The 22,610-nt window shown below is 59.4% G+C and carries 20 protein-coding genes; 10 read left to right on the top strand and 10 right to left on the bottom strand.

Features of this window, described 5'->3' with window-relative positions; translation table 11 throughout:
* The first annotated feature begins 215 nt into the window (after nt 1-215).
* The 7 genes from recA (at nt 216) to V9G17_17840 (ending at nt 8,013) form a co-directional block, all read left to right on the top strand.
* A complete protein-coding gene (gene recA / locus V9G17_17810) occupies nt 216-1,328 on the top strand; it encodes a recombinase RecA (protein MEI2754452.1) in 1,113 nt (370 codons plus the stop codon).
* Nucleotides 1,329-1,397: 69 nt separating this feature from the next.
* Entirely contained in the window at nt 1,398-1,823 is a 426-nt protein-coding gene (locus V9G17_17815; protein MEI2754453.1) for a regulatory protein RecX, read from the top strand.
* Nucleotides 1,820-4,450 (top strand): alanine--tRNA ligase, encoded by a 2,631-nt coding sequence (alaS, locus tag V9G17_17820; protein ID MEI2754454.1) that lies wholly within the window; start codon nt 1,820-1,822, stop codon nt 4,448-4,450. The genes V9G17_17815 and alaS overlap by 4 nt, the downstream gene beginning before the upstream one ends.
* 4 nt (nt 4,451-4,454) lie before the next feature.
* On the top strand, nt 4,455-5,066 hold the full coding sequence (gene ruvX, locus V9G17_17825) for a Holliday junction resolvase RuvX (GenBank protein ID MEI2754455.1): 612 nt from the start codon (nt 4,455-4,457) through the stop codon (nt 5,064-5,066).
* Nucleotides 4,951-6,003, top strand: coding sequence for an endolytic transglycosylase MltG (gene mltG, locus V9G17_17830; GenBank protein MEI2754456.1), 1,053 nt, complete (start codon nt 4,951-4,953; stop codon nt 6,001-6,003). The genes ruvX and mltG overlap by 116 nt, the downstream gene beginning before the upstream one ends.
* Before the next feature lie 74 nt (nt 6,004-6,077).
* Nucleotides 6,078-6,767 (top strand): deoxyribose-phosphate aldolase, encoded by a 690-nt coding sequence (deoC, locus tag V9G17_17835; protein ID MEI2754457.1) that lies wholly within the window; start codon nt 6,078-6,080, stop codon nt 6,765-6,767.
* A gap of 91 nt (nt 6,768-6,858) precedes the next feature.
* A complete protein-coding gene (locus V9G17_17840; GenBank protein ID MEI2754458.1) occupies nt 6,859-8,013 on the top strand; it encodes a phosphopentomutase in 1,155 nt (384 codons plus the stop codon).
* 170 nt (nt 8,014-8,183) lie between these two features.
* On the opposite strand, the gene V9G17_17845 is transcribed toward V9G17_17840, so the two are convergent.
* Together V9G17_17845 and V9G17_17850 are read right to left on the bottom strand one after the other, a co-directional pair.
* The gene (locus V9G17_17845) at nt 8,184-8,384 is read right to left on the bottom strand and encodes a hypothetical protein (protein MEI2754459.1); all 201 of its coding nucleotides are present in this window, start codon (nt 8,382-8,384) and stop codon (nt 8,184-8,186) included.
* A gap of 2 nt (nt 8,385-8,386) precedes the next feature.
* Entirely contained in the window at nt 8,387-8,668 is a 282-nt protein-coding gene (locus V9G17_17850) for a hypothetical protein (GenBank protein ID MEI2754460.1), read from the bottom strand.
* Between the two features lie 283 nt (nt 8,669-8,951).
* On the opposite strand from V9G17_17850, the gene V9G17_17855 reads away from it, so the two are divergent.
* The 3 genes from V9G17_17855 (at nt 8,952) to V9G17_17865 (ending at nt 12,313) form a co-directional block, all read left to right on the top strand.
* Complete coding sequence (locus tag V9G17_17855; protein ID MEI2754461.1) at nt 8,952-9,413, top strand: RidA family protein; 462 nt, start codon at nt 8,952-8,954, stop codon at nt 9,411-9,413.
* 243 nt (nt 9,414-9,656) lie between these two features.
* Nucleotides 9,657-11,333, top strand: a complete 1,677-nt coding sequence (locus V9G17_17860; GenBank protein MEI2754462.1) for an IPT/TIG domain-containing protein — start codon at nt 9,657-9,659, stop codon at nt 11,331-11,333.
* A gap of 11 nt (nt 11,334-11,344) precedes the next feature.
* The gene (locus tag V9G17_17865) at nt 11,345-12,313 is read left to right on the top strand and encodes a YCF48-related protein (GenBank protein ID MEI2754463.1); all 969 of its coding nucleotides are present in this window, start codon (nt 11,345-11,347) and stop codon (nt 12,311-12,313) included.
* 24 nt (nt 12,314-12,337) lie between these two features.
* Here the strand turns inward: V9G17_17865 and V9G17_17870 are convergent, their stop codons facing one another.
* From V9G17_17870 to V9G17_17905, 8 genes are all read right to left on the bottom strand, one after another.
* Nucleotides 12,338-13,075 (bottom strand): RsmE family RNA methyltransferase, encoded by a 738-nt coding sequence (locus tag V9G17_17870; protein MEI2754464.1) that lies wholly within the window; start codon nt 13,073-13,075, stop codon nt 12,338-12,340.
* Nucleotides 13,076-13,111: 36 nt separating this feature from the next.
* Nucleotides 13,112-14,224: a molecular chaperone DnaJ gene (dnaJ, locus tag V9G17_17875; GenBank protein ID MEI2754465.1), complete on the bottom strand. Its 1,113-nt coding sequence runs from the start codon at nt 14,222-14,224 to the stop codon at nt 13,112-13,114.
* An 82-nt stretch (nt 14,225-14,306) separates the two neighbouring features.
* A complete protein-coding gene (dnaK, locus tag V9G17_17880) occupies nt 14,307-16,238 on the bottom strand; it encodes a molecular chaperone DnaK (GenBank protein MEI2754466.1) in 1,932 nt (643 codons plus the stop codon).
* 89 nt (nt 16,239-16,327) lie between these two features.
* A complete protein-coding gene (gene grpE / locus V9G17_17885; protein MEI2754467.1) occupies nt 16,328-16,882 on the bottom strand; it encodes a nucleotide exchange factor GrpE in 555 nt (184 codons plus the stop codon).
* Nucleotides 16,883-17,016: 134 nt separating this feature from the next.
* Entirely contained in the window at nt 17,017-17,787 is a 771-nt protein-coding gene (locus V9G17_17890; protein ID MEI2754468.1) for a type III pantothenate kinase, read from the bottom strand.
* Nucleotides 17,788-17,822: 35 nt separating this feature from the next.
* Nucleotides 17,823-18,695, bottom strand: a complete 873-nt coding sequence (locus tag V9G17_17895; GenBank protein MEI2754469.1) for a biotin--[acetyl-CoA-carboxylase] ligase — start codon at nt 18,693-18,695, stop codon at nt 17,823-17,825.
* Nucleotides 18,679-19,602 (bottom strand): carboxylating nicotinate-nucleotide diphosphorylase, encoded by a 924-nt coding sequence (nadC, locus tag V9G17_17900; protein MEI2754470.1) that lies wholly within the window; start codon nt 19,600-19,602, stop codon nt 18,679-18,681. The genes V9G17_17895 and nadC overlap by 17 nt, the downstream gene beginning before the upstream one ends.
* Nucleotides 19,547-22,297 (bottom strand): valine--tRNA ligase, encoded by a 2,751-nt coding sequence (locus V9G17_17905; protein ID MEI2754471.1) that lies wholly within the window; start codon nt 22,295-22,297, stop codon nt 19,547-19,549. The genes nadC and V9G17_17905 overlap by 56 nt, the downstream gene beginning before the upstream one ends.
* Between the last annotated feature and the right edge of the window lie 313 nt (nt 22,298-22,610).

Below are 22,610 nucleotides of genomic sequence, written 5' to 3' on the forward strand. Positions count from 1 at the left end.
GCTGCGGGCAGCGCTTTCTGCCCGGTCAGGCGTACGCTCCTGCGGGCTAGGTTTCTCCCTGCTAACTCCGGTATAATGCGCAATTCATTTCGTTCTGAGAGACTGACCCCGGTCCAGTTCGCGTTCGGTCAACTCAGCGTTGGCTGGTGCGTTGTCTCCCACAGCGTTCGATATCAGAACCGCTTCACGAGTCACGCTTCGAGAAGGAGTTTGAAATGACTGAAAAAGAAGACAAAAAGCGCGCGTTGGACCTGGCCCTGGCTCAGATTGAAAAGCAGTATGGCAAGGGTGCGGTGATGAAGCTCGGTGCCGACAACCGGCCCGCCGATGTCCCGGCGATCTCCAGTGGTTCATTAGGGTTGGATATTGCGCTTGGTGTGGGGGGATTTCCTCGCGGGCGCGTGATCGAGATTTTCGGCCCGGAGTCGTCCGGTAAAACGACGTTGACTCTGCATGCCATTGCCGAGGCGCAAAAAGCCGGCGGTGTGGCGGCGTTCATCGATGCGGAACATGCGTTGGATCTGACCTATGCCAAGAAACTCGGGGTGCAGACGGACGATCTCCTTGTGTCGCAGCCGGATACCGGCGAGCAGGCGCTCGAAATTGCGGAAACCCTGGTGCGTAGCGGCGCGATCGACGTGATTGTGGTCGACTCCGTGGCGGCCCTGGTGCCGCGTGCGGAAATCGAAGGTGAAATGGGCGATGCCCATATGGGATTGCAGGCGCGGCTGATGTCACAGGCCCTCCGAAAGCTGACGGCGGCGATCTCCAAGTCGCAGACCACTCTGATCTTCATCAACCAGATCCGTATGAAGATCGGCGTCATGTTCGGTAATCCAGAAACCACAACCGGCGGCAACGCGCTGAAGTTTTACTCCTCGGTGCGCCTCGACATCCGCCGGATCGAGTCGATCAAGGATGGTCAGGATGTGACGGGAAGTCGCGTGCGGGTCAAGGTCGTGAAGAACAAAATGGCGCCGCCGTTTAAACAGGCGGAGTTCGATATCATGTTTGCCGAAGGGATTTCGAAATCCGGCGAAATGGTTGATATCGGGGTGGAAAAGCGGGTGGTTGAGAAGGCCGGCGCCTGGTACTCCTATAAAGGGGAACGATTGGGGCAGGGGCGTGAGGCTGTTCGCGATTTCCTCAAGGCCAATCCTGTCATTGCCAAAGAGATCGAGGGCAAGGTGCGCGATCTGGCGGGTCTGCCTTCCCGCGGTACCGACAAGAAGGTCGAGGCGAAGGAAGCCAAGGACGAGAAGCCAGAACGGAAAACCGAGAGTCGCCAGGACGAGAAGCGCGGCCATAGCGCGAGGGTCACGACATAGGTGGTGCCAGTGCCGACAGGACGCAGCCCCCGGCAGCGTAAGTCAACGCCGGACTACCTCGTGCTGGCCATGAGGTATCTCGCACGAACCGATCGAACTGCGGCCCAGGTTGAGCGGTATGTGCAGGAGAAAGGGGCGAGCCGGGCAGAGGGGCGCGCAATTGTTCGTGAGCTACAGCAGCGCGGGTACCTCAACGATCAGGCCTATGCGACCCGATGGGCGGAAACGAGACTGTCGCGATATCCGATGGGCCGCGAACGGCTCAAGGCCGAATTGCTTCACCGCGGCTTTGAAGCCAGCGTCACTGAGCGAGCGTTGCGGCAGGCCTATCGTTCGATTTCCGAGCAGGAGTTAGCGTGCCAGGCACTCGAAGGGCGTGCGAGCCGGACGCGCCCAGTGCAATGGGTCCGGTTTCTGCGACAACGTGGGTTCGATGACGACACGATTCAGCAAGTCACTCAAGTAGATTTGGAGACGGGGTTGGACGAGTTATGAGCCAAAGTGTACACGATCTGCGACGAGCCTTTATCCGGTACTTTGAACAGCAGGGACATCGGGCCGTGCCGAGCGCTCCCTTGATTCCGCAGGCAGACCCGACGCTGCTGTTTACGAACGCCGGCATGAATCAATTTAAACGGGTGTTCCTGGGCGAGGAGACGCGTACGTATAACCGGGCGGTGACCGTGCAGAAGTGTCTGCGCGCCGGCGGCAAGCACAACGATCTCGAAAACGTGGGGTATACGAGGCGGCACCACACCTTTTTCGAAATGCTCGGGAATTTCTCTTTCGGCGACTATTTCAAGGAAGACGCCATCCGGTTCGGGTGGGAGTTTTTGACTTCCGTCGTCGGGCTCCCGAAAGACCGGATGTGGATCACGATCTTTCGTGAGGACGACGAAGCCGACCGTTTATGGAAAAAGATCGGCGTGTCTCCGAGCCGTATCGTGCGTTGCGGCGAGAAGGATAATTTCTGGCAAATGGCGGATACGGGCCCTTGCGGTCCCTGCTCCGAACTCCACTTCGACCAAGGCCCTTCTGTGCCGGGCGACGCTACTCCGAACGGTGAAGGTGACCGGGTCATCGAGATCTGGAACCTGGTGTTCATGCAGTTCAATCGTGACAGTGCAGGCACCCTGAATCCGCTTCCGAAACCGAGCATCGATACCGGCATGGGGTTGGAGCGGTTGACGGCGGTGGCGCAGGGGCGGCTCAGCAACTACGACAGCGATTTGTTCGCGCCCTTGCTGGCGGCCATCGGTGGCAGGGCCGGGGCGCAGTACGGTGCGGCTGAGCAGGCCGACCGTTCCATGCGCGTCATTGCCGATCACTTGCGTGCGATCACCTTCCTCATGGCCGACGGAGTCTTGCCGTCGAACGAGGGACGGGGTTATGTGCTCCGCCGGATTCTTCGTCGTGCGGCTCGCCATGGTCGGTTGCTGGGGATTACCGAACCGTTCCTGCATGAACTGACGGCGACGGTCGTGAATCACATGGGCGAGGCGTATCACGAGTTGCGTCCCGCAGCCGGTACGGTGGCGGAAGCGACACGGGGCGAAGAAGAACGGTTTATCGCGACACTCGACCAAGGGTTGCCGATTCTCAACGATATGCTGAGCAAGGTGCGAGCCTCTGGTCAGAACCTGCTCTCGGGCACCGACATGTTTAAGTTGTATGACACGTATGGCTTTCCTATGGACCTCATTGCGGAAGCCTGCCGTGAACAGGATATCCGACTCGATGAGACGGGATTTGAAGCCGCCATCGAAGAACAGCGCACGCGCGCTAGGAAAACGGGCGGCTTCGAGAGTGAAACGGCCCGCCCCGCTTTGAGTGAACTGGCCGCTCGTGTCGGCACCACGGCTTTCGTCGGGTACGAGCAGTTGACGTCGGAGGGGATCGTGCAGGCATTGCTCAAAGGTGATGGGCCGGTGAAGGAAGCGCGTGAAGGTGACGACATCGAAGTGGTGTTGGATGTCACGCCGTTCTACGCAGAAGGCGGCGGACAGGCCGGCGATCAAGGGCTCCTGACCGGCCCCGATGGCCGTGTGGAGATCCGTGAAACCACCAGGCCGGTGCCGACCTTGATCGTGCATAAAGGCGTGGTCACGTCCGGTTCGATCCGTGAAGGCGAGCGGCTGCAACTGTCGGTGAATAGTCGCACTCGTCACGATGCAGCCCGCAATCATACGGCGACCCATCTGGTGCATGCCGCCCTACGGGATCTGCTGGGGCCACATGTCAAACAGTACGGTTCGCTGGTAACGCCGAATCGCCTGCGGTTCGACTTCGCGCATTTCCGTCCCCTCGCGTCACGCGACATCGACGAGATCGAGGCGATCGTCAATGAGCAGGTGCGCCAGGATCAGCCGGTGCAAACCGATGTGATGGGTGTGCAGGAAGCCGTGGCGGGTGGAGCGCTGGCATTTTTCGGCGACAAGTATGGCGATCAGGTGCGGGTGGTCCACATCGACACCTTCAGCAAGGAATTGTGCGGAGGCACGCACTGCCGGCGCACGGGCGAAATCGGCCTGTTCCGCATCGTGTCTGAATCGGGGGTCGCCGCCGGTGTGCGCCGGATCGAATGTCTGACCGGCAGCGGTGCGTTTGATTCACTCAAGCGATTGGACGCGGATGTGCGTGAACTGTCCGATCTCCTGAAAGTGGCGCCGGGTGAAGTCGTCACCCGGACCCGCAGGTTGAGCGAGCAACTGAAGGAAAAGGAACGGGAGCTCGCGGAGGTGAAGCTCAAGATGGCAAGTACCTCCTCCGGCGATGCGCAGGTCCGTGAGATCAAGGGTGTGCAGGTCCACGCGCAACGCACGGATGGCCTCGATGTGAACGGCATGCGAGCGCTGGCCGATCAATTGCGCGACAAACTGCGCAGCGGAGTCGTCGCGCTCGGGGCGGCGAATGACGGCAAAGTATCGCTGCTCGTCGTGGTGACGAAGGATCTGGTGGGTCGTTTGAAAGCGGGCGAACTCATTAAGGAAATGGCAGTGGAAGTGGGCGGGACCGGGGGAGGACGTCCTGAGATGGCGCAGGCCGGAGGAAAAAATCCCGACGGACTCGGCCCCGCGTTGGAAAAAGTTTTTGGGTTGGTCCAGAAGGCCCTCGAAGGGTAGACTGATGAAAGGCCAACGGATTCTCGCCATCGATCACGGCTCCAAGCGGATCGGGTTTGCTCTGAGCGATGAGCTCGGCTGGACGGCCCAGCCGCTGGAGACGTTTTACCGTCGAAATCCCGAGGCCGACATCCGGCATATTCAGGACCTGGTTCGTGAGCATGAGGTCGGACAGGTTCTGGTCGGCATGCCGTTTCGATTGGATGGCGAGATCGGTCCCGCGGCCAAGGTCGTCGCAGAGTTTATCCAGTTATTGGAGCCAGCGCTCTCGGTTCCGGTCATTACCTGGGATGAGCGGATGACGACCTGTGCGGCGGAAGATCTGCTGATCGCGGCGGATGTCGGCCGCCGGAAGCGAAAGGGGATTGTCGACCGCATTGCCGCGGCGATTCTCCTGCAGAGTTATCTGGCGAGTTTGGAACAGCCGGCCACTGGTTCGGCGAATGATCTGAACGCACCAGAGGAGACCGATCCCTGGGCCTTTGACGAACCACGAGTCGATGATGCAGAAGAAAGCGATCATGGGCCTGGTCCTGGCGGCAGTGATGCTGGCGGCCCTTACGGGGTACCTGGTGCTGCGCTGGGCTCAAAGTCCCGCCGCGAGCGGACTTCCTAAGCCTCCCTCCCACATTGTCCTCATCCCGGAAGGCAGCACCTTTCAGCAGGTCGCCAACATTCTCAAACAGGAGCAGCTGATCCGCAGCCGCTCCGCGTTCCTCCTGCTGGGCAAGACCCGGGACATCGATCGAAAGATCCGCCCTGGTGAATATGAATTGGATGCCAGTATGTCGCCGCAGGATATCCTGGCGAAGCTGCTGGCCGGGCGGGTCGTACTGCATCCCGTCACGATCCCGGAAGGGTACAGCCTGACGCAGATTGCCGAGGTGCTGGCGGCACAGCAGGTGACGGATACGAAAGACTTCACCAAGCTTGTGCGTGACCGGACGTTTATCTCGAGCCTCGGCATCGAGGCCGATTCCCTGGAAGGTTATCTATTTCCGGAAACCTATTCCTTCCCACGTCAAACAAAGGCGAAGGAGGTCATCAAAGCGATGGTCGATGGCCTGCATCGTGTCTGGGGTGCCGAACTGCAAGAACAGGCGGCTCGCATGAAATTGTCCCTGCATCAGGTGTTGACCTTGGCGTCCGTCATTGAAAAGGAAACGGGAGCGAAGGATGAGCGGGAATTGATCGCCGCGGTGTTTCATAACCGGTTGCGGAAAAAGATTCCGCTGCAGAGCGATCCGACGGTGATCTACGGATTGCCGGCGTTCGACGGCAACATTCACAAGCGCGATCTTTCCGTCCCGAGCCCCTACAACACGTATCGTGTGCAGGGCCTGCCGCCGGGACCGATCGCCAGCCCGGGAGCCCAGTCACTGCGCGCGGCGCTCTTTCCTGCCCAGGCATCGTACCTCTATTTTGTTTCGCGTAATGATGGTACCCATCAGTTTTCCTCCACACTAGCCGAGCACAATCAAGCGGTGGAGAAATATCAGAAACAGTATTTCCGCAAACGTGCCAGAGGCAACCTCGTTGCCCACGGTGCGTGATTGTTGCGAGCGCCAGTTTCTGCGCGCCGAGCCTCATTTTCCCATGAATCAGAGCGTTTGAAAGGGATATTCGTATGGGTGTGATGTCGTGGAATGAATCGTTGCCGCGGTACCTGGATCATACGGTGCTGCGTCCGGAGGCGACCAAGGCCGATGTGCTCCGCCTCTGCGTGGAAGCCAGGGAGCAGGGGTTCGTCGTGATTTTTGTGCCGCCCTGCTATGTGGATGAGGCCGTGTCGGCCGTTGCAGGGAGCGAGGTTCAGGTCGGCATCCCGATCGGGTTTCCCCTCGGCGGGCATTCCACCCATGCGAAGGTGACGGAAGCCATCGAGGCTGTCGCGCATGGTGCGCGGGTCCTCGATATGGTCATTAATATCAGCCGCTTGAAATCCGGCGACTACGATCTGGTACGGAGCGATATGGCCGCCGTCGTTCAGGCGACCCCTGGGGTGAATCACAAGGTGATCCTGGAAACCTGCTTGCTGACAAGAGAAGAAAAGGTCGCCGCGTGCCATCTGGCCGTCGAGGCCGGGATGGACTACGTGAAGACCTCGACCGGATTCAATCAGGCCGGTGCGACCGTGGAAGACGTTCGCTTGATGAAAGAGGCCGTGGCCGGACGGGCGAAGGTGAAGGCGTCTGGCGGCATCAGAGATTGGAAAGCCACGCGTGAGTTGCTGGAAGCCGGTGCCGATCGGATCGGCACCAGTGCGAGTCTGAAGATCCTCGGCGAATGGCGTGCCGCGCGGGTGGCAGTCCGGTGAGTCGCCAGACGTCTCTGCCAAAGGTCGTGACCTTCGCGCCGGCGTGGCGTGAAAGTCTTGCTCGTTCCGGTGGATTTGGTATAGTGCGGCCATGATGACGCGAATTGTGTTGTTGGTGCTGGATGGATTCGGTATCGGCGCCTTGCCGGATGCTGAGCTGTATGGCGATGCGGGCTGCAATACTCTGCAACGGCTGGCCGCCATTTCCAAAGGGCTCGCCCTGCCGAACTTTGAACAACTCGGCCTTGGACATCTCGGCCAGTTTCAAGGTATCCGCCCCATGGCCCAGCCGGAAGGCTGCTACGGGACTCTCGGGTTTTCAACCAAGGGAAAAAACTCTCTCTCCGGACATTGGGAAATCGCCGGATACGTGATCGAAGAAGGCGAGCGCCCCTGTGAAGCCTTCACGACCGAGCTGTCGACTGCGCTCGAGACTGCGCTGGGACAGAAGACCCTGGGTAATTGCCGCGCGGTCACGCAGGAGCCGATCGCCGAGTTCGGTAGCGCCCATCAGAAATCTGGCATGCCCATCGCCTGGATCGACATGGCAGGCACGATTTTTCTGGCGGCGCACGAGCAGGTCGTGCCGCCTGAGGAACTGTATCGTCTGGCCCGTGAAGCGCGGAAGCTGCTCAAGACCATGGTGCCGATCGTGCGCGTGGTCGCCTGTCCGTTCGTCGGGCAGGCAGGCACTTTTGCTGCGACGGAGCGGCGGCGGGATTTTGCGGTGGAGCCTCCAGGGCTCACCTTGCTGGACCACTTAAGTCGCGCCAGTCAACTCGTCATCGGGGTGGGAAAGGTCGGCGACCTGTTCAGCGGGCGCGGGGTTACGAGATCGGTGCCGCTGTTTCAGGCTGAAGCCGTCATGGATGAGGTCGTGGGTATGTTCAGCAAGGTGCCACGCGGCTTGATCTATGCGAGTCTTCCGGTCATCCATCCGGATCTCCAGACCACAGTGTCCACGCTGCAGCAGATCGATCGTCGGCTGCGCGATTTGCAGGAGTGCCTCAAGGTCGGGGACGTGTTGATCATCACCGGCGATCATGGGTTCGATTGTGCCAGGCCGAATCCGGGTCACTCGCGTGAGTATGTGCCATGTCTTGTCACCGGGCCGCGGCTTGCGCGCGGTGTGAACCTTGGGACCAGGGCAACTGCTGCGGACTTGGGCCAAACGATCGGCGAGGCGTTGGGTGCAACCAGATTGCCCTGGGGCGATAGTTTCTTGGACGCGTTGCAGTCGCGGTAACGGGCAGTTTGGGAATCGCTCAGTCGGCTAGCCCCTTCGATAGCTTGCCACCACGTGTTTGGTTGATCACCGAGCGCTTCACATCCTTTCCTATCCAGACGGGCGAGCATTGTCTGAAGGATGCCAGGAACCAGTTCAAACGCGGTGGGCCTACCAGATGTGGAAGCGCACTAGCGAGGTGATGGGGGCAGGCGCCGGGAACGTTTGGCGTGGAGGGCAAATTCCAGCGCGGCTTCGAGGCGAATCACGCGTGCGTTCAGGTCTTCAATATGGGATTGCTGCTTGGCGACCGTGGTGTTGAGTTGGTCCACTTTGTCGTTCAGTTTGATGGTATTGGCGAAGGCATCCCACACACGCTCGGTGAGTCCCATCGTCACCCTTTCTTGCGGGTCTTGGAGAGCGCGTGCATGCGCGCTTCCGACTCCGCCACGAGGGCGAGGGTTTTGTCGATGGCGCGAACGGTTTTCTTCGTCTCCCGGATGACTTGCTTGGCCATGTGATCCAAGAGCGACGGATCATCGGTCGGAACGTACCGCTCACCCCCTTCTCGAAGCAGTTCTGCCATGGTGAGATTGGCGGCTTTCGCCTTTTGTGCCAGCCGACGTTTCTGGCTGGGGCTCATGAGGATGGGGACTTGGACCATCGTGGATGCCATTGAGGGCCTCCCTTACTCGGATATATAGGTGATATATATCATAGGGAAGAATTGGCTGTCGATTGGTATAGGATCGGGAGTCGTGCCAGGACTCACGATAACAGACTCCGGCTCCATTTTGCTGTGGGCCCATGCCTGCTGGTTTGACCATTGCCCATGGGCACTCAGATGACGTATACGTACGAGTGAGCATTCGAGCTCTCCCACGTGCTTGGCATGATTGGATGGTTGACTCTTGCATGCCTGACGGTCGGTCGAGCCTGTAGTCAGAAAGGACGCGACTATGTCGATTGACGAGAAACTCAGCAGCCTCGGTTTCACGCTTCCGGCGCCTCCCAAGCCGGTGGCGAGTTATGTGCCCGCAGTCCTTGTGGGTGACTTGCTCTATCTCAGCGGCATGTTGCCGTTTCGAGACGGCCAAGTCGTCATCACCGGGAAGCTCGGCCAGGAGGTCACGGTCGAACGCGGGGCGGAGGCGGCGAGATTGGCACTGCTGAACGCTTTAGCGGTGATCCGGCAGGAGCTCGGTTCGTTGGACCGTGTACTGCGGATTGTGCGGGTGGTGGGTCATGTTGCGTCAGCCGCCGGGTTTGTGCAGCAGCCGGCCGTCATCAACGGCGCCTCCGACCTCTTGGTGCAGGTGTTCGGCGAAGCGGGGCGCCACGCTCGGGTCGCGTTGGGCGCGGCAGAGTTGCCCTTGCACGCGGCGATTGAACTCGAATTGCTGGTTCAGGTTCGACCATAAAAAACTTTCCTGCGTCTACTCCCTTCCTGCCTCACCCGCTTGCCTTGACATCAAAAAAATCCGCTTGTTATAGTCCGTGAGCCCCTTCGTTTATTGCCGTGCCCCCCATCCGGCCTCGCTGCCTCAGTTGCGTGGGGTTTCTGTGCCACGTACGGGGTGTTCGTCTGGTAGGTCATCATTTCAGCCTCGCCCAGGCCTGCTGGTCAGGCTCACGCCGAGGTTGCCGGTAGGGAGTGCCATCCCATGAAATACATCGCTCGTGTCATGCTCGTCGTTGCCCTGTTCTCGGGGCCGGTCGTTTCGGGAGAAGTCCGGGCGGAGGCGCCGGCCCTTCATCCTGCTGCGGCCGTACCTGGAGCTACCCTCTCGATCAGCGGGAAGGGGTTCGGTCCCTATAAATCGACGAAGTTTAATCAGGTGACGTTCCAGGGTGTGCCGGCGTTGGTTCAACGCTGGGAGTCCGATCTCATTGAAGTGCGAGTCCCGTCGCAGGCGGCCGATGGACCGGTCGATATCGTTATCGGGAAGAAGCACCTGAAGGCCGGATCGTTTACTCGTTTACAGCCTGCCATTCATTCTTTGTCTCCGGCTGAGGCCGAACCAGGAACAATTCTAGAGATCACGGGTGAACATTTCGGCAACACCGCCGGGCCGCGTGATCCGAACACCATTTTCGGCGTCAACAGTGTGGCCGTGGGCGACGTGACCGTTCGTGTGCGCAAGTGGCGTGACGACAAGATCGAGGTTGAATTGCCGGCCAATGTGCAGACGGGCGATGTCGTGGTTCGCATGGCCTCTTCCGATCCGCTGCCTGATGGTTCCTGCTGCGCACCGGTGAAACAGGTGGTGAGTAATACCATGCCGGTGCGAGTGTTGGCGTCGGTGCGGGTGGATCCGATGAGTGGTCCGGTGGGTACGAAGGTCGTGCTGTTCGGCAAGGGATTCGGTGCGACGAGGAACCCTGAGGATGGGGTCTCGTTTGGCGGGCGCCTGGCGACGGTGTCGCAATGGAGCGATACGGCTGTTGTGGTGCACGTGCCGCTGGATGCGCAGACCGGCCCCGTGGTGATGAAGCGAGGCGGCCAGGAGCGTACCGTCGGAACGTATACGGTACAGACGCCTCAGGCAACCGGTCTCACCCCGACTCAGGCGCCCATCGGAACCTTGCTGAAGATCACCGGTGATAACTTCGGCTTCTATTCTGAGGCCGGTGCAACGCCTTATAACTATCTCGATTTTTCACTCAGCGAAAATACCGTCGAGATCGGCGGGGTTCAGGCGATCGTCTATCGGTGGGGCAACGACCGGATCGACGTGTGGGTCCCGTACAGTGCCAAAAGTGGGCCGGTGGTGGTGAAACGTGCCGCGAATTCCCCGAAGCCCGACGGTAGCTGTTGCGCCGACAGGAAGGTGCTCGAAACGGAGGTCGGCATATTTACCCTAACCACGCCCAATATCGAGTCCTACAGTCCCACCACCGGGGGATTGGATGAGGTGGTGACGATCAAGGGGAGTGGATTCGGGAAGTTCCTGAAGACGGCTGAGCCCAGCAAGGTCATTACGGACAGTGTCTACGCGCGGACCTCTCCCGAGTTGGGGGAGAATGTGTCCCGGACCGAGGTATTGTTCAATGGTGTCGGCGCAATCGTCCAGTCCTGGACGGACACGGAGATCACCGTCAAGATTCCTCATCGCCATTCTTATGGAGTCGGCAAACTTGGCGAATTTAATCCCGATCTGACGTCGGGGCCGCTCGTCGTTCGCCGTGGATCATGGGATCTACTACCGGACGGATCCTGCTGCACGCCGAAGAAGTGGGTCACGCTCGAGGCCGGTACCTTTACCATTCAATCGACGGGATTGCCGGATGCGAGCTACTGGCGCAATCCGAGTTCAGAGAATACTCACCACCAACAATGAGGCGTCGTACCGTGCATATCCTGGCAGTTGCATCGTGGTTGTTCATCGCTCTCCTGTGCGTCGGCACGACTGAGGCGGCTTCCCCGGAGGTCCGGGCCAACGTGGTCATGCAGAAGAGCGGCTCTGAAGCCACGTTGCTGGGGATGTTTTTTCACGATCCTCAGCTCGGCTGGGCCGTGGGGTCCGGTGGAACGATCCTCAAGACGACCGATGGCGGCCGTAAATGGAAGAAGCTCTCCAGCGGCACCACGTCGCTGTTGACGGCCGTCTATTTTCAGGATGCTCGTCATGGATGGGTCGTGGGTGCCAATGGCACCGTACGGACCAGTCGGGACGGCGGAGAAACCTGGAGTATTGTTTTCGTGTCCACGCAGGCGCCACTCTATGGAATTGCGTTCGTGACGCCTCAGAAGGGTTGGTTGGTCGGCGGGAACGGCACCATTCTGCAGACGACCGACGGTGGAGAGAATTGGACGGATCAAGCCAGCGGCACGAGCGCCGCGTTGTATTCCATTGTGCTGACCAATCAGCAGCATGGGACGATCGTCGGGGCGCTGGGTACGATTCTCACGACATCCGACGGCGGCGTGACCTGGACAACGCAAGTCAGCCAGAGTTCGGCGACGTTTTTTGATGTGGCCTTCGCTGATGAAGCGAACGGTTGGGCGGTCGGCAATGCCGGGGCGTTGTTTCAAACGACCGACGGCGGCACGCATTGGATTGATCGAACGTTACCGTGCGGCCGGACCTGTAACAAGCTGACCGATCTGATTCGTATTCGCTTTACCGACGCACAACAAGGCTGGATCGTGGGTGAGCATGGCCAGATCTTGCGAACCACCGATGCAGGATTTAATTGGGTGGAAGAAACCAGCCCCGTGAAACGCTCCCTGATGGCCCTGAGTTTTCCGCACACCACCGCCGGGTGGGCGGCAGGTGAGGGCGGCATCATCATTTCGATCAGCCCCGGTCGCCGGTAGCGGTCGTTATTTAAAATCGCCAGTTTACCCCAAGCAGCCCAATCGACTCTGCACAATGCTGAGAGCAGTGACGGCTGCGGTATCCGCGCGGAGAATACACTCGCCGAGGCTCACGGCCTGGCACTGTTGCGCCAGGGCCAACGCGATCTCGTCTTCAGCCCATCCCCCTTCAGGTCCGATGATCACGGTGAGTTGCTCCGAGGGGAGGTTCGGCAGCGGCACGCTGGCCAAAGCGACCGCCTTGTGGCGTTCTGCCAGGAGGAGCGAGCAGGTCCCCTGGTGGCGTGAGAAAAAGCGGCTCGACTCCAGCGGTACCAATACCTGCGGAGACTGCCATTGTTCCGATTGTTGCGCCGCTTCAGTGGCGATGCGCTGCCAGCGCGCCACTTGAGACGTGATCCTGTCTGACTGCGGTCGGACGACGCCATGGCGTGAGATCAGGGGAAGGATCGTCCGCACGCCCAATTCACTCGCCTTCTGCACGACCCAATCCATATGGTCGCCTTTGAGCAGCGCCTGTGCGAGCAAGAGAGGGGGGGCGGTTTCGATGGGTCCCTGCCGCTGCTCGAGAATCTCTGCCGTGAGCGCCTGCTGGGCGACCAGCGTGACCCGTACACGATACCGGCGGCGTTGATCATCAGTGAGCCACAGAGATTCTCCCGGTTTGACGCGCAGGCTGGCCCTCAAATGATGGCAGAGGTCGCCCGTCAGGGTGATCTCTGCTCCATGAATGTCTGATGAGGCAACGAAAAATGCCGGCATGGTGGTCGGCGGATCAGGCGGGGGACGGTGATCGGTCTATTCGAAGAACGTTTTCATCTTGTCTAGAAATCCTTCGCCCTCGGTGTCTTTGGTGTACCCGCTTTCCTTGGCAAACTCCTCCAGCAGCTCTTTTTGCTTCGAGGTAAGCTTGGTTGGAATCTCGACTTTGACGTGGAACAATTGATCGCCGGTATGGCCGCCCTTGAGGTTCGGAAACCCAAGGCCTTTCAGTTTGAGAATCTTGTCCGGTTGGGTGCCGGCAGGAATCTTCATAAAAGTATTGCCCTTGAGCGTCGGTACTTCCACCCGGCCGCCGAGGATCGCGGTGACGAGATTCACGGGAAGGTCTGACACAATATCCTGAGCCTCGCGGCGGAAATGAGGATGGGGCTTCACTGTGATGGCGACATACAGGTCCCCCTGGGGACCGCCTTGCGCGCCATGCTCCCCCTCATTGGCGAGGCGCAGGCGCATGCCGGTTTCAATTCCGCCGGGTATTTGCACGGAGAGCATGCGTTCCTTTCGGATACGCTGCCGCCCACCGCAGGCTTGGCACGGTTCGGTGATGATTTGTCCGACTCCCTCGCACTGACCGCAAGGCCGGCTGACGCTGAAGAATCCCTGTTGGAAGCGGAGCTGGCCCTGTCCTTTACAGGCCGGGCACATCTTGATGGCCGCGGCGGATCGAGCGCCGGTGCCTTTGCAATCCGCGCATGTTTCCCACCGGGGGATTTTGAGTTTCGCTTCCTTCCCGAACACCGACTCTTCAAAGGTCACTTCAAGATTGTATTGCAGGTCGTTGCCGCGCTCCGCGCGGCCCCGCCCGCGAGGCTGGCCGAAGAAGTCTTCGAAAATATCGTTGAAGATATCGCCGAACCCGCCTTGTCCGCCGAAGTCGAAGCCCTCCGCCCCCTGTGGTCCGCCTGCGTGGCCGAAGGCATCGTACCGTCGCCGTTTTTCCTGGTCGCTGATGACCTCGTAGGCTTCGTTGAGTTCTTTGAATTTTTCTTCTGCAGACTTTTTCTGCTCGGGCGACGTGTGAAGATCGGGGTGGTGTTGGCGGGCTAGTTTTCGGAATGCCTTCTTGATCTCGTCGTCGGATGCGGTTCGCTCGATGCCGAGAGTTTCGTAGTAGTCGCGCTTAGCCACGGAAGATTTTTACCCGGTTAAATGTGCAACACGACCGAGCTTCATCAAGAGATGAAGCTCGGTCGTGCAATCAGTGAGGGTGTTACTTCTTGTCCTTGTCGACTTCTTCGAACTCCGCGTCCACGACCTTTTCATCCGTCTTGGCCTGGGCGCCGCCGTCTCCGGATGAAGCGGATGCGTCCGCACCGGGAGCCGCACCGGCTTCGGCGGAGGCTTTCTTGTACATCTCCTCAGCCAACTTATGGGAAGCCGTGGTCAGCGTCTGAGTGGCTGTTTCGATGGCGGCGGGATCGTCGCCTTCCATCGCCTTACGGAGTCCGGCGATGGCTTCGGTGATCTTGGTCTTATCGTCTTCACCAATCTTGTCGCCATGTTCGGTCAGGTTCTTTTCGGTGCTATACAGCAACGAGTCGGCCTGGTTCCGAGCTTCAGCTACCCGACGGCGTTTCTTGTCGTCCTCGGTGTGCGACTGGGCGTCCTTGACGAGCTTATCGACTTCGTCCTTGCTGAGTCCGCTTGAGGCCGTAATCTTGATGGACTGTTCCTTCTGCGTGGCCAGGTCTTTGGCCGCGACGTGCACGATACCGTTGGCATCGATGTCGAAGGAGACTTCGACCTGGGGCATTCCGCGCGGAGCGGGAGGAATGCCGACGAGATCGAATTGCCCCAACAACTTGTTGTCGTTTGCCATTTCACGTTCGCCCTGGAACACGCGAATGGTGACGGCGGTCTGGTTGTCGGCAGCGGTCGAGAACACCTGGCTCTTCTTCGTGGGAATTGTGGTGTTGCGCTCGATCAACTTCGTGAAAACGCCGCCGAGGGTTTCGATACCGAGCGACAAGGGCGTGACATCCAACAGCAGCACGTCCTTGACTTCTCCCTTGAGCACGCCGCCCTGGACGCCGGCTCCAATCGCCACGACTTCGTCCGGGTTTACGCCGCGATGCGGTTCTTTGCCGAAGAACTCCTTCACGACTTGAATGACTTTCGGCATGCGGGTCATACCGCCGACCAACACGACTTCCTGGATGTCCTTTGCGCTCACACCGGCATCCGCCAAGGCTTTCCGGCAGGGCTCGATGGTGCGTTGGACGAGGTCGCCGACGAGTTGTTCCAGCTTCGCACGGGTCAATTTCGTGACCATGTGCTTCGGACCGCTGGCATCTGCCGTAATAAACGGCAGGTTGATTTCGGTTTCCTGTGACGAGGAGAGTTCGATCTTGGCCCGTTCCGCCGATTCCTTGAGGCGCTGCAAGGCCATCCGGTCTTTGCGCAGGTCGATGCCTTGATCCTTCTTAAACTCCTCGACGAGCCAGTCCATCACGCGCTCATCGAAGTCGTCGCCACCGAGATAGGTGTCGCCGTTCGTGGACTTGACCTCGAATACTCCGTCGCCGATTTCGAGGATGGACACGTCAAAGGTACCGCCGCCGAGATCGTAGACGACGATGCGCTCGTCTTTTTTCTTATCAAGACCATAGGCCAGTGAGGCCGCCGTCGGTTCGTTGATGATGCGCAGAACGTTCAATCCGGCGATCTGCCCCGCATCCTTGGTGGCCTGGCGCTGGCTGTCGTCGAAATAGGCCGGGACTGTCACCACTGCTTCGGTGACCTTCTCGCCCAGGTAATCTTCGGCGGTCTGTCGCATTTTCTGCAGGATCATGGCGGAGACTTCCGGCGGGCTATAACGCTTCCCGCGCAACTCGACGTGCGCATCGCCGTTATCCGCCTCGACCACCTTGTAGGGGAGTCGCTTCATGGCTTCCTGCACTTCTTTGCTGCGGAACTTACGTCCCATGAGGCGCTTGACGGAGAAAATGGTGTTTTCCGGATTGGTGATGGCCTGCCGCTTGGCGATCTGCCCGACCAAGCGTTCGTTCTTATCCGTGATGGCCACCACTGACGGAGTGGTGCGACTTCCTTCCGCATTGGCGATGACAACCGGGTCTCCACCGCTCATGATGGCGACGCAGGAGTTCGTCGTGCCGAGGTCGATTCCGATAACTTTGCCCATGGGTTGGCTCCTTCGCAAAAAATATCAATACGTGAACAATTGTGTCAGCTGTGCTCGTGAAACCTGTTCTTCACACCAATGATTCGGCCCTAGTTTGCGGCTCCGGTCGACACGGTGACCATGGCGGCGCGGAGGATGCGATCTTGGAGGAGATATCCCTTTTGGTATTCTTCCACGACATGGTTTTCAGGGACCGTATCCGACGCTACCTGGGCGACTGCCTGTTGCGTGGCCGGGTCGAACGCCAAGCCGACGCTCTCCACTGCTTTGACACCGAACTTCGTCAGCGCACTCACGAGTTGCTTCAGCGTCAATTCCACACCCTCCGTGAGGGTATCGACGGACCGCGCTTCCTTCGACGATTTAATGGCACGCTCAAGATTGTCCACAACGGGTAAAAGTTCTTTGAGAATCTGTTCGTTGCCGAACTTGATTTGATCCCGTTGGTCGCGCTGGGCCAGTCGTTTGTAGTTGTCGAACTCTGCCGCCAGCCGCAAATATTTTTCGTTGAGGGCTGTGCATTCGTCGGACTTGGCATCCAGCACCTTCTGAAGGTCATTGCCCCCCTCAGTCGTGCCGAACGATGCGTCGCTAAAACCGTCTAAGTTGTCGATACTGTGAATATTCTTGTCGTCTTTAGACATTGATTACACCTTTGCTGGAAAGTGAGATAGCCACCCACAAACGGAAGTCAACGGGGAATAGAAAGAAAACATCGACTTTTCAGGTTCCTAAGGGTTTGAGGCGAGAGGTCACGCCAACTCGTGGGGAGCCAGGCCTACGTCAGGCGGTTTCGATGGTACAAGAATTCTAACCCTTCGAGTGTCAGGAAGGGGAGGACTTCTTGGATCGTTTCGGTTTCCTGTGCAATGACGGTTGCAAGCCCTCCGGTGGCGATGACGGTGGATGTCCGTCCGAGCTCCCGCTCCATGCGTCGGACGATGCCGTCGACCAAGCCGACATAGCCAAAGAGGAGACCGCTTTGAATGCCGCTGATCGTATCGGTCCCGATGACGGTCTTAGGCCGGATAATTTCCACCTTGGGAAGCTTGGCGGTCCTGGAGAACAGGGCATCGGCTGAAATCCCAAGACCTGGCGCGATGACGCCGCCGAGATACTCGGCGGATTTGGTCACGGCGCAGAAGGTCGTGGCGGTGCCGAAGTCGACGATAATGAGATCGGACTGGTACCGCGCATAGGCGGCCGCAGCGTTGACGATGCGGTCACTGCCGATCTCCTTCGGGTTCGCATACCGTAACGTGAGTCCGGAGTCGGTATCCGGTCCGACGATCACGGGCGTTTGGTGGAAATAGGTCTGCACGAGGGAATCGAAGGTGGCGGTCAGTGCGGGCACGACGCTGGAGAGGATACAGCCGGTGATCTGTTCCGGGCTGAAGCCGGCGTTGTCTAAGAGATTGAGCAGGAGAATGCCGTATTCATCGTCGGTTCGCCGTGATTCGGTCGCGAGGCGCCAATGACCGCGCAAGGTAGAATCCTCGAACAGGCCCCACACCACGTTGGTATTCCCGATGTCGATGGTCAGCAGCATCGTGTTCCCACTCTACCCCAACAGGTGGCCTAATTTCATCCCCGCACATGGATGACTTCTGCGCTTCTGACTTCCAGGAGCCGGTGCGGCAGAGTGGGGGAGGGGTCGGAGGTCACGCGTACACAGAGGCATCCATCGGGGCCGATCGACTCCGCGATCCCCTGGACGATTCCGTTTTCTTCCAGGGTCACACGGACAGTTGTGCCGAGTGTGGAGCAGCGCCGCGTGAATTCATCGATCATGCCGGATGGTCCGTCGTGGAACAACCGATCCATGCGTTGCTCGAGCCGGAGTAGGAGATCTGTCAGGATCGCCACGCGGTCGAGCTGATGGCCGGCCTCTACCGCCAGAGTGGTTACGCCGGCTCTGAGTTCCTCCGGAAAACTGTCGCGTGCCGCATTGATGTTGAGTCCAATGCCGATGACGACCGCCAGAGTTTTATCAGCGGTGGTGGTTTGTTCGCAGAGGATGCCACCGACTTTCTTGTCGCCGATCAACAGATCGTTCGGCCACTTCACCGAGACGGGAAGTCTTGTGCAGCTGACCAGGCAGTCGGCCGACGCGAGGGCGGAAAACAATGGGATCCAGGAGAGCCAGGGGCCTACGCGTTTGGCGCCTGGCTCAGGCACGACAATGACAGACATGTAGAGGTTGCCTTGAGGGGGAGAGTGCCAGGTGCGCCCACGGCGGCCTCGACCGGCTGTTTGGCAGTCGGTCAGCATCACGGTTCCGTGTGGAGCCGCTGGGTCGGTCACTTGTTGCAGGTATGCCAATGCGTCTGCGTTGGTCGATGCGGTTGATGGGGCATATCGGAGCGATCGTCCGAAGGCCCGTGTCTGCAGGGAGGCTTGGAGGCGGTCAATGTCCAGCCGATCGGCTGGAGGCGGATCCTTACCGGGTTCGCCCACGGCTCCCTCGATAGCCGGTGAGGTCCATGCTGAGGTCGGCTGCTGGTGCGGAATGCGTCAGGGCGCCGACGGAGATGTAATCCACGCCGGCTCGAGCCATGTCGGCAACCGTCTGCAGAGTGATGCCGCCTGAAACTTCGACCAGGGCGCGTTTCTTGATGAGGGCTACGGCTTTTTGCACGAGGGTCGGGGACATATTGTCGAGCAGAATGATGTCGGCTCGTCCGGCGAGCGCTTCTTTCACTTCCTGTAACGTCTTGGCTTCCACCTCGATGCGAAGGCCGTGCGGAGCTTGGGCGCGTGCCAACCGGCAGGCCTCGGCCACGTCGATGCCGGCGGAGCGCAACACGGCGAGATGATTGTCTTTGATCAGGATGCCGTCGCCCAAAGAGAAGCGATGGTTTCTTCCACCGCCTAAATGCACCGCCCATTTTTCGAGCGCCCGCAGGCCCGGTGTGGTCTTCCTGGTATCGAGAATGGCGGTCGCTGTATTTCGGACTGCAGCGCAAAACTTCGCGGTCAGCGTGGCGATACCAGAAAGATGTTGGAGGAAATTGACGGCCACGCGTTCCGCCGTCAACAACGACCGTACATCGCCTCGTACAACGATGACCTCCGTGTCCGACTTGACGGTGGTCCCGTCTTTGATGGTCTTGATGATGCGCAACGAGCGGTCCACCGCGAGGAAGACTTCCTGCGCGACGGCGACTCCGGCAACGGTCATAGGCTGGTGCGCCACGATGGCGGCCTGGGCCTGAATCGCGCGGGGAAACAGTGCGCTCGTGGTGACGTCGCCGTGGGCGAGATCTTCGTCGAGGGCCAGCTGGACCGCGTTGCGGATGGTCTGTTGGTTAAGCGCCTTGATTTTGTTTCTGCTCGCTGATGATCTGGTGGAGCGCCTGTTCAAACAATTGGATCATGCGGGATTCACGCGCCAGTCGATCATGGTGATCGGTCAGGACGTCCGGCGGCGCCTTGGCCACGAAATCGGGATTGCCCAGTTTCTGCTGCGTGCGTGCCACCTCTTTTTGAAGCAGCGCGATCTGCTTGAGCACATTGTCCTTGGCCTTCTGGAGATCGGCGCCCTCCATTGATGTGCCGACTTCGGCCGAGCCGCTCGTCAGGGTCAGCAGGTGAGGAGCCGTGACGTCCGAGGTGCTTCCGACAAACAGATCCTCGACGTTTTCCATGTACTCGATCAGTTCGCGATGTTTCTGGAAGGTTGCCGCGGCTTGGTCCGTCTTCCCGTGCACTTTGAAAGGGAGACGTTTGCCGGCGGGATAATTCAGGATCGCGCGTTCCTGGTTCATCAGGGCTCGGCACTCCTCCAGCAGGGCGAACTCCTGCTCGGCTTCTTGGGAAGCCCAGTCGGCGCGGACAGTCGGGTAGGGTTGCCGGACGATGCTGGCACCTTCGTGGGGCAGGGTTTGCCAGATCTCTTCCGAAATAAACGGCATGAAGGGATGTAACAATCGCATCATGGTCTCGAAGGTCTCAGCGAGGGTCTGACGCGTAGTCTTGGCTTGTTCGGACGCCTGATCCTTGAGCGCCGGCTTGATCATCTCAATGTACTTGTCGCAGTACTCATGCCAGATGAATTGATACACGGCGCTCGATGCGCGGTCGAATCGATACTGTTCCAATTCCTGCGTGACGGTGCCGATGGTGGCGTTCAGGCGACTCAGAATCCATCGGTCGGGAAACGACCGCTGCGCCGGCGGAACCTCAACCCGTTCGCCGTCCAGGTGCATGAGGAGGAACCGGGCCGCGTTCCAGATTTTGTTCGTGAAGTTCCGGTAACCCTCGATTCGCTCTTCCGCCAGCTTGACGTCGCGTCCCGGCGAAGCCATTGCGGCCATGGTGAAACGCAAGGCGTCGGTTCCGAACTGTTCCATCACATGCAAGGGATCGATGACGTTGCCCTTGGACTTACTCATCTTCTGGCCTTCGGCATCGCGGACCAGGGCATGGATATACACGTCACGGAAGGGCACTTCGCCCATGAACTTCAGGCCCATCATGATCATGCGCGCGACCCAGAAAAACAGAATGTCGAGGCCGGTGACCAGGGTGGATGTCGGGTAGAAGGTTTTCAACTCCGGCGTCTGCTTCGGCCATCCCAAGGTGGAAAAGGGCCAGAGGGCGGAGGAGAACCAGGTGTCGAGCACGTCGGGGTCTTGCACCAATGCGCCCGAGTGGCCCTTCGGACAGGTGGTCGGTGTGGTCTTTGCCACGATGACGGCTGCATCCGATGGAATCAGCGGTGCCCCGTCTGAGGAGCGGCGCAGAAACGGGCTTCCGTAACAGGTTTCGCAGTACCAGGCTGGAATCTGATGGCCCCACCAGATTTGCCGGGAGACGCACCAGTCTTTGATGTCTCGCATCCAGCCGAGATAGTTGTTTTTCCAGGCCTCGGGAATGATCCTCACCCGACCATCCTCGACCGCCTGAATCGCCGGCTCAGCGAGCGGCTTGATCTTGACGAACCATTGATCCGACAACAGGGGTTCGACAACCGTCTTGCAGCGGTAGCATTTGCCGAGCGCCATTTTGTGGGGCTCGGATTTTTCCAACAAGCCCTGATCCGTCAGCAGTTGTTCGATCTTCGGTCTGGCCTTGGCAACGGGAAGGCCCTCGACGGCCTGCGCCACTCCAGCCTCCGCCAGGGAGCCTTCCAAGCGAAGGTTGGCATGGATGTCCAGGATTTTGATGCGCCGGAGCCCATGGCGTTCTCCTGCTTCAAAGTCATTGAAGTCATGGGCGGGTGTGATCTTGACGGCGCCGGTGCCGAATTCACGGTCGACCAGGATCGAGTCCCCGACGATTGGAATCGCGCGTGTCGTCAGGGGGAGCTGAATCTGTTTGCCGATGAGGTGACGATAGCGTTCATCCTCCGGGTGCACGGCCACCGCCGTGTCACCGAACAGCGTTTCAGGTCGTGTCGTCGCCACAAACAGCACCTGAGTGGGATCGTCAACCAGGGCATAACGAATCGTATAAAGTTTGCCGGTGATCTCTTCATGTTCGACTTCGATGTCGGACAGGGCCGTCAGGCAGCGTGGGCACCAGTTGATCAGGCGCTCGCCGCGATAGAGCAACCCATCTGCATGCAGGCGCACGAAAACCTCGCGGACGGCTTCCGAGAGTCCCTCGTCCATCGTGAAGCGTTCACGCTCCCAATCGCAGGAGGCGCCAAGCCGTTTGAGCTGGGAGATAATCGTGCCGCCGGATTTTTCTTTCCACTGCCACACCCGTTTGAGAAACTCTTCGCGTCCGAGTGCTTCCCGCGTGGTGCCTTCGGTCTGGAGCTGCCGTTCCACCACGTTCTGGGTGGCAATTCCCGCGTGGTCCGTGCCGGGCATCCAGAGCACATTGTAGCCCTGCATGCGGCGCCAACGAATCAGAATGTCCTGCAGGGTATTGTTCAGCGCATGGCCGACGTGCAGCGATCCCGTGACGTTCGGGGGAGGGATCACCATCGAGTAGGGTTGCCCGGAATGGGCCGGGTCGGCATGAAACAGGCCGGCGTCGATCCAGCGCTGGTACCAGCGGTCTTCGACGGCGTGCGGGCTGTAGGTTTTGTCGAGTTGTGGTGTGGACATGGTGTTACCAGGATGCTGAAAAAGCCGGCCAGTCTAGCTCTCGACAGCCATGGAGCGTGCCGCGTCTCCCGTCAAGGACGGCCACCGTGCTGTACCGGGGGACGAGAGGTGTTTCATGAAAGATGGACTATGAGGACGGCCATTTTGAGTATCCTGCGGAAATATTCTGCGTGGTTCCAGCTGTCTTCATGCGCCAGGGGCGCGACGCGGGCGCATCTTAACACGTGCCGTGTGGGCTCACAAGGTAATGGACGCGCGTCCGGGATCGTTCTAAAGGTTGTAGCGGACTGAAGCCCTGTGATATACATCCGGC

Origin of the sequence: Nitrospira sp. (assembly GCA_037045225.1) — a bacterium.
In the GTDB taxonomy this organism is placed as follows: Bacteria; Nitrospirota; Nitrospiria; order Nitrospirales; family Nitrospiraceae; genus Nitrospira_A.

Coding starts and splice junctions, on each gene's coding strand:
- V9G17_17870 (MEI2754464.1), bottom strand. CDS start 13,075: ATGCCGGCATTTTTCGTTGCCTCATCAGACATTCATGGAGCAGAGATC.
- ruvX (MEI2754455.1), top strand. CDS start 4,455: ATGAAAGGCCAACGGATTCTCGCCATCGATCACGGCTCCAAGCGGATC.
- V9G17_17890 (MEI2754468.1), bottom strand. CDS start 17,787: ATGCTGCTGACCATCGACATCGGGAATACCAACGTGGTGTGGGGCCTG.
- V9G17_17860 (MEI2754462.1), top strand. CDS start 9,657: ATGAAATACATCGCTCGTGTCATGCTCGTCGTTGCCCTGTTCTCGGGG.
- V9G17_17845 (MEI2754459.1), bottom strand. CDS start 8,384: ATGGGACTCACCGAGCGTGTGTGGGATGCCTTCGCCAATACCATCAAA.
- V9G17_17850 (MEI2754460.1), bottom strand. CDS start 8,668: ATGGCATCCACGATGGTCCAAGTCCCCATCCTCATGAGCCCCAGCCAG.
- V9G17_17855 (MEI2754461.1), top strand. CDS start 8,952: ATGTCGATTGACGAGAAACTCAGCAGCCTCGGTTTCACGCTTCCGGCG.
- grpE (MEI2754467.1), bottom strand. CDS start 16,882: ATGTCTAAAGACGACAAGAATATTCACAGTATCGACAACTTAGACGGT.
- V9G17_17905 (MEI2754471.1), bottom strand. CDS start 22,297: ATGTCCACACCACAACTCGACAAAACCTACAGCCCGCACGCCGTCGAA.
- alaS (MEI2754454.1), top strand. CDS start 1,820: ATGAGCCAAAGTGTACACGATCTGCGACGAGCCTTTATCCGGTACTTT.
- deoC (MEI2754457.1), top strand. CDS start 6,078: ATGGGTGTGATGTCGTGGAATGAATCGTTGCCGCGGTACCTGGATCAT.
- dnaK (MEI2754466.1), bottom strand. CDS start 16,238: ATGGGCAAAGTTATCGGAATCGACCTCGGCACGACGAACTCCTGCGTC.
- recA (MEI2754452.1), top strand. CDS start 216: ATGACTGAAAAAGAAGACAAAAAGCGCGCGTTGGACCTGGCCCTGGCT.
- mltG (MEI2754456.1), top strand. CDS start 4,951: ATGATGCAGAAGAAAGCGATCATGGGCCTGGTCCTGGCGGCAGTGATG.
- V9G17_17815 (MEI2754453.1), top strand. CDS start 1,398: ATGAGGTATCTCGCACGAACCGATCGAACTGCGGCCCAGGTTGAGCGG.
- V9G17_17840 (MEI2754458.1), top strand. CDS start 6,859: ATGATGACGCGAATTGTGTTGTTGGTGCTGGATGGATTCGGTATCGGC.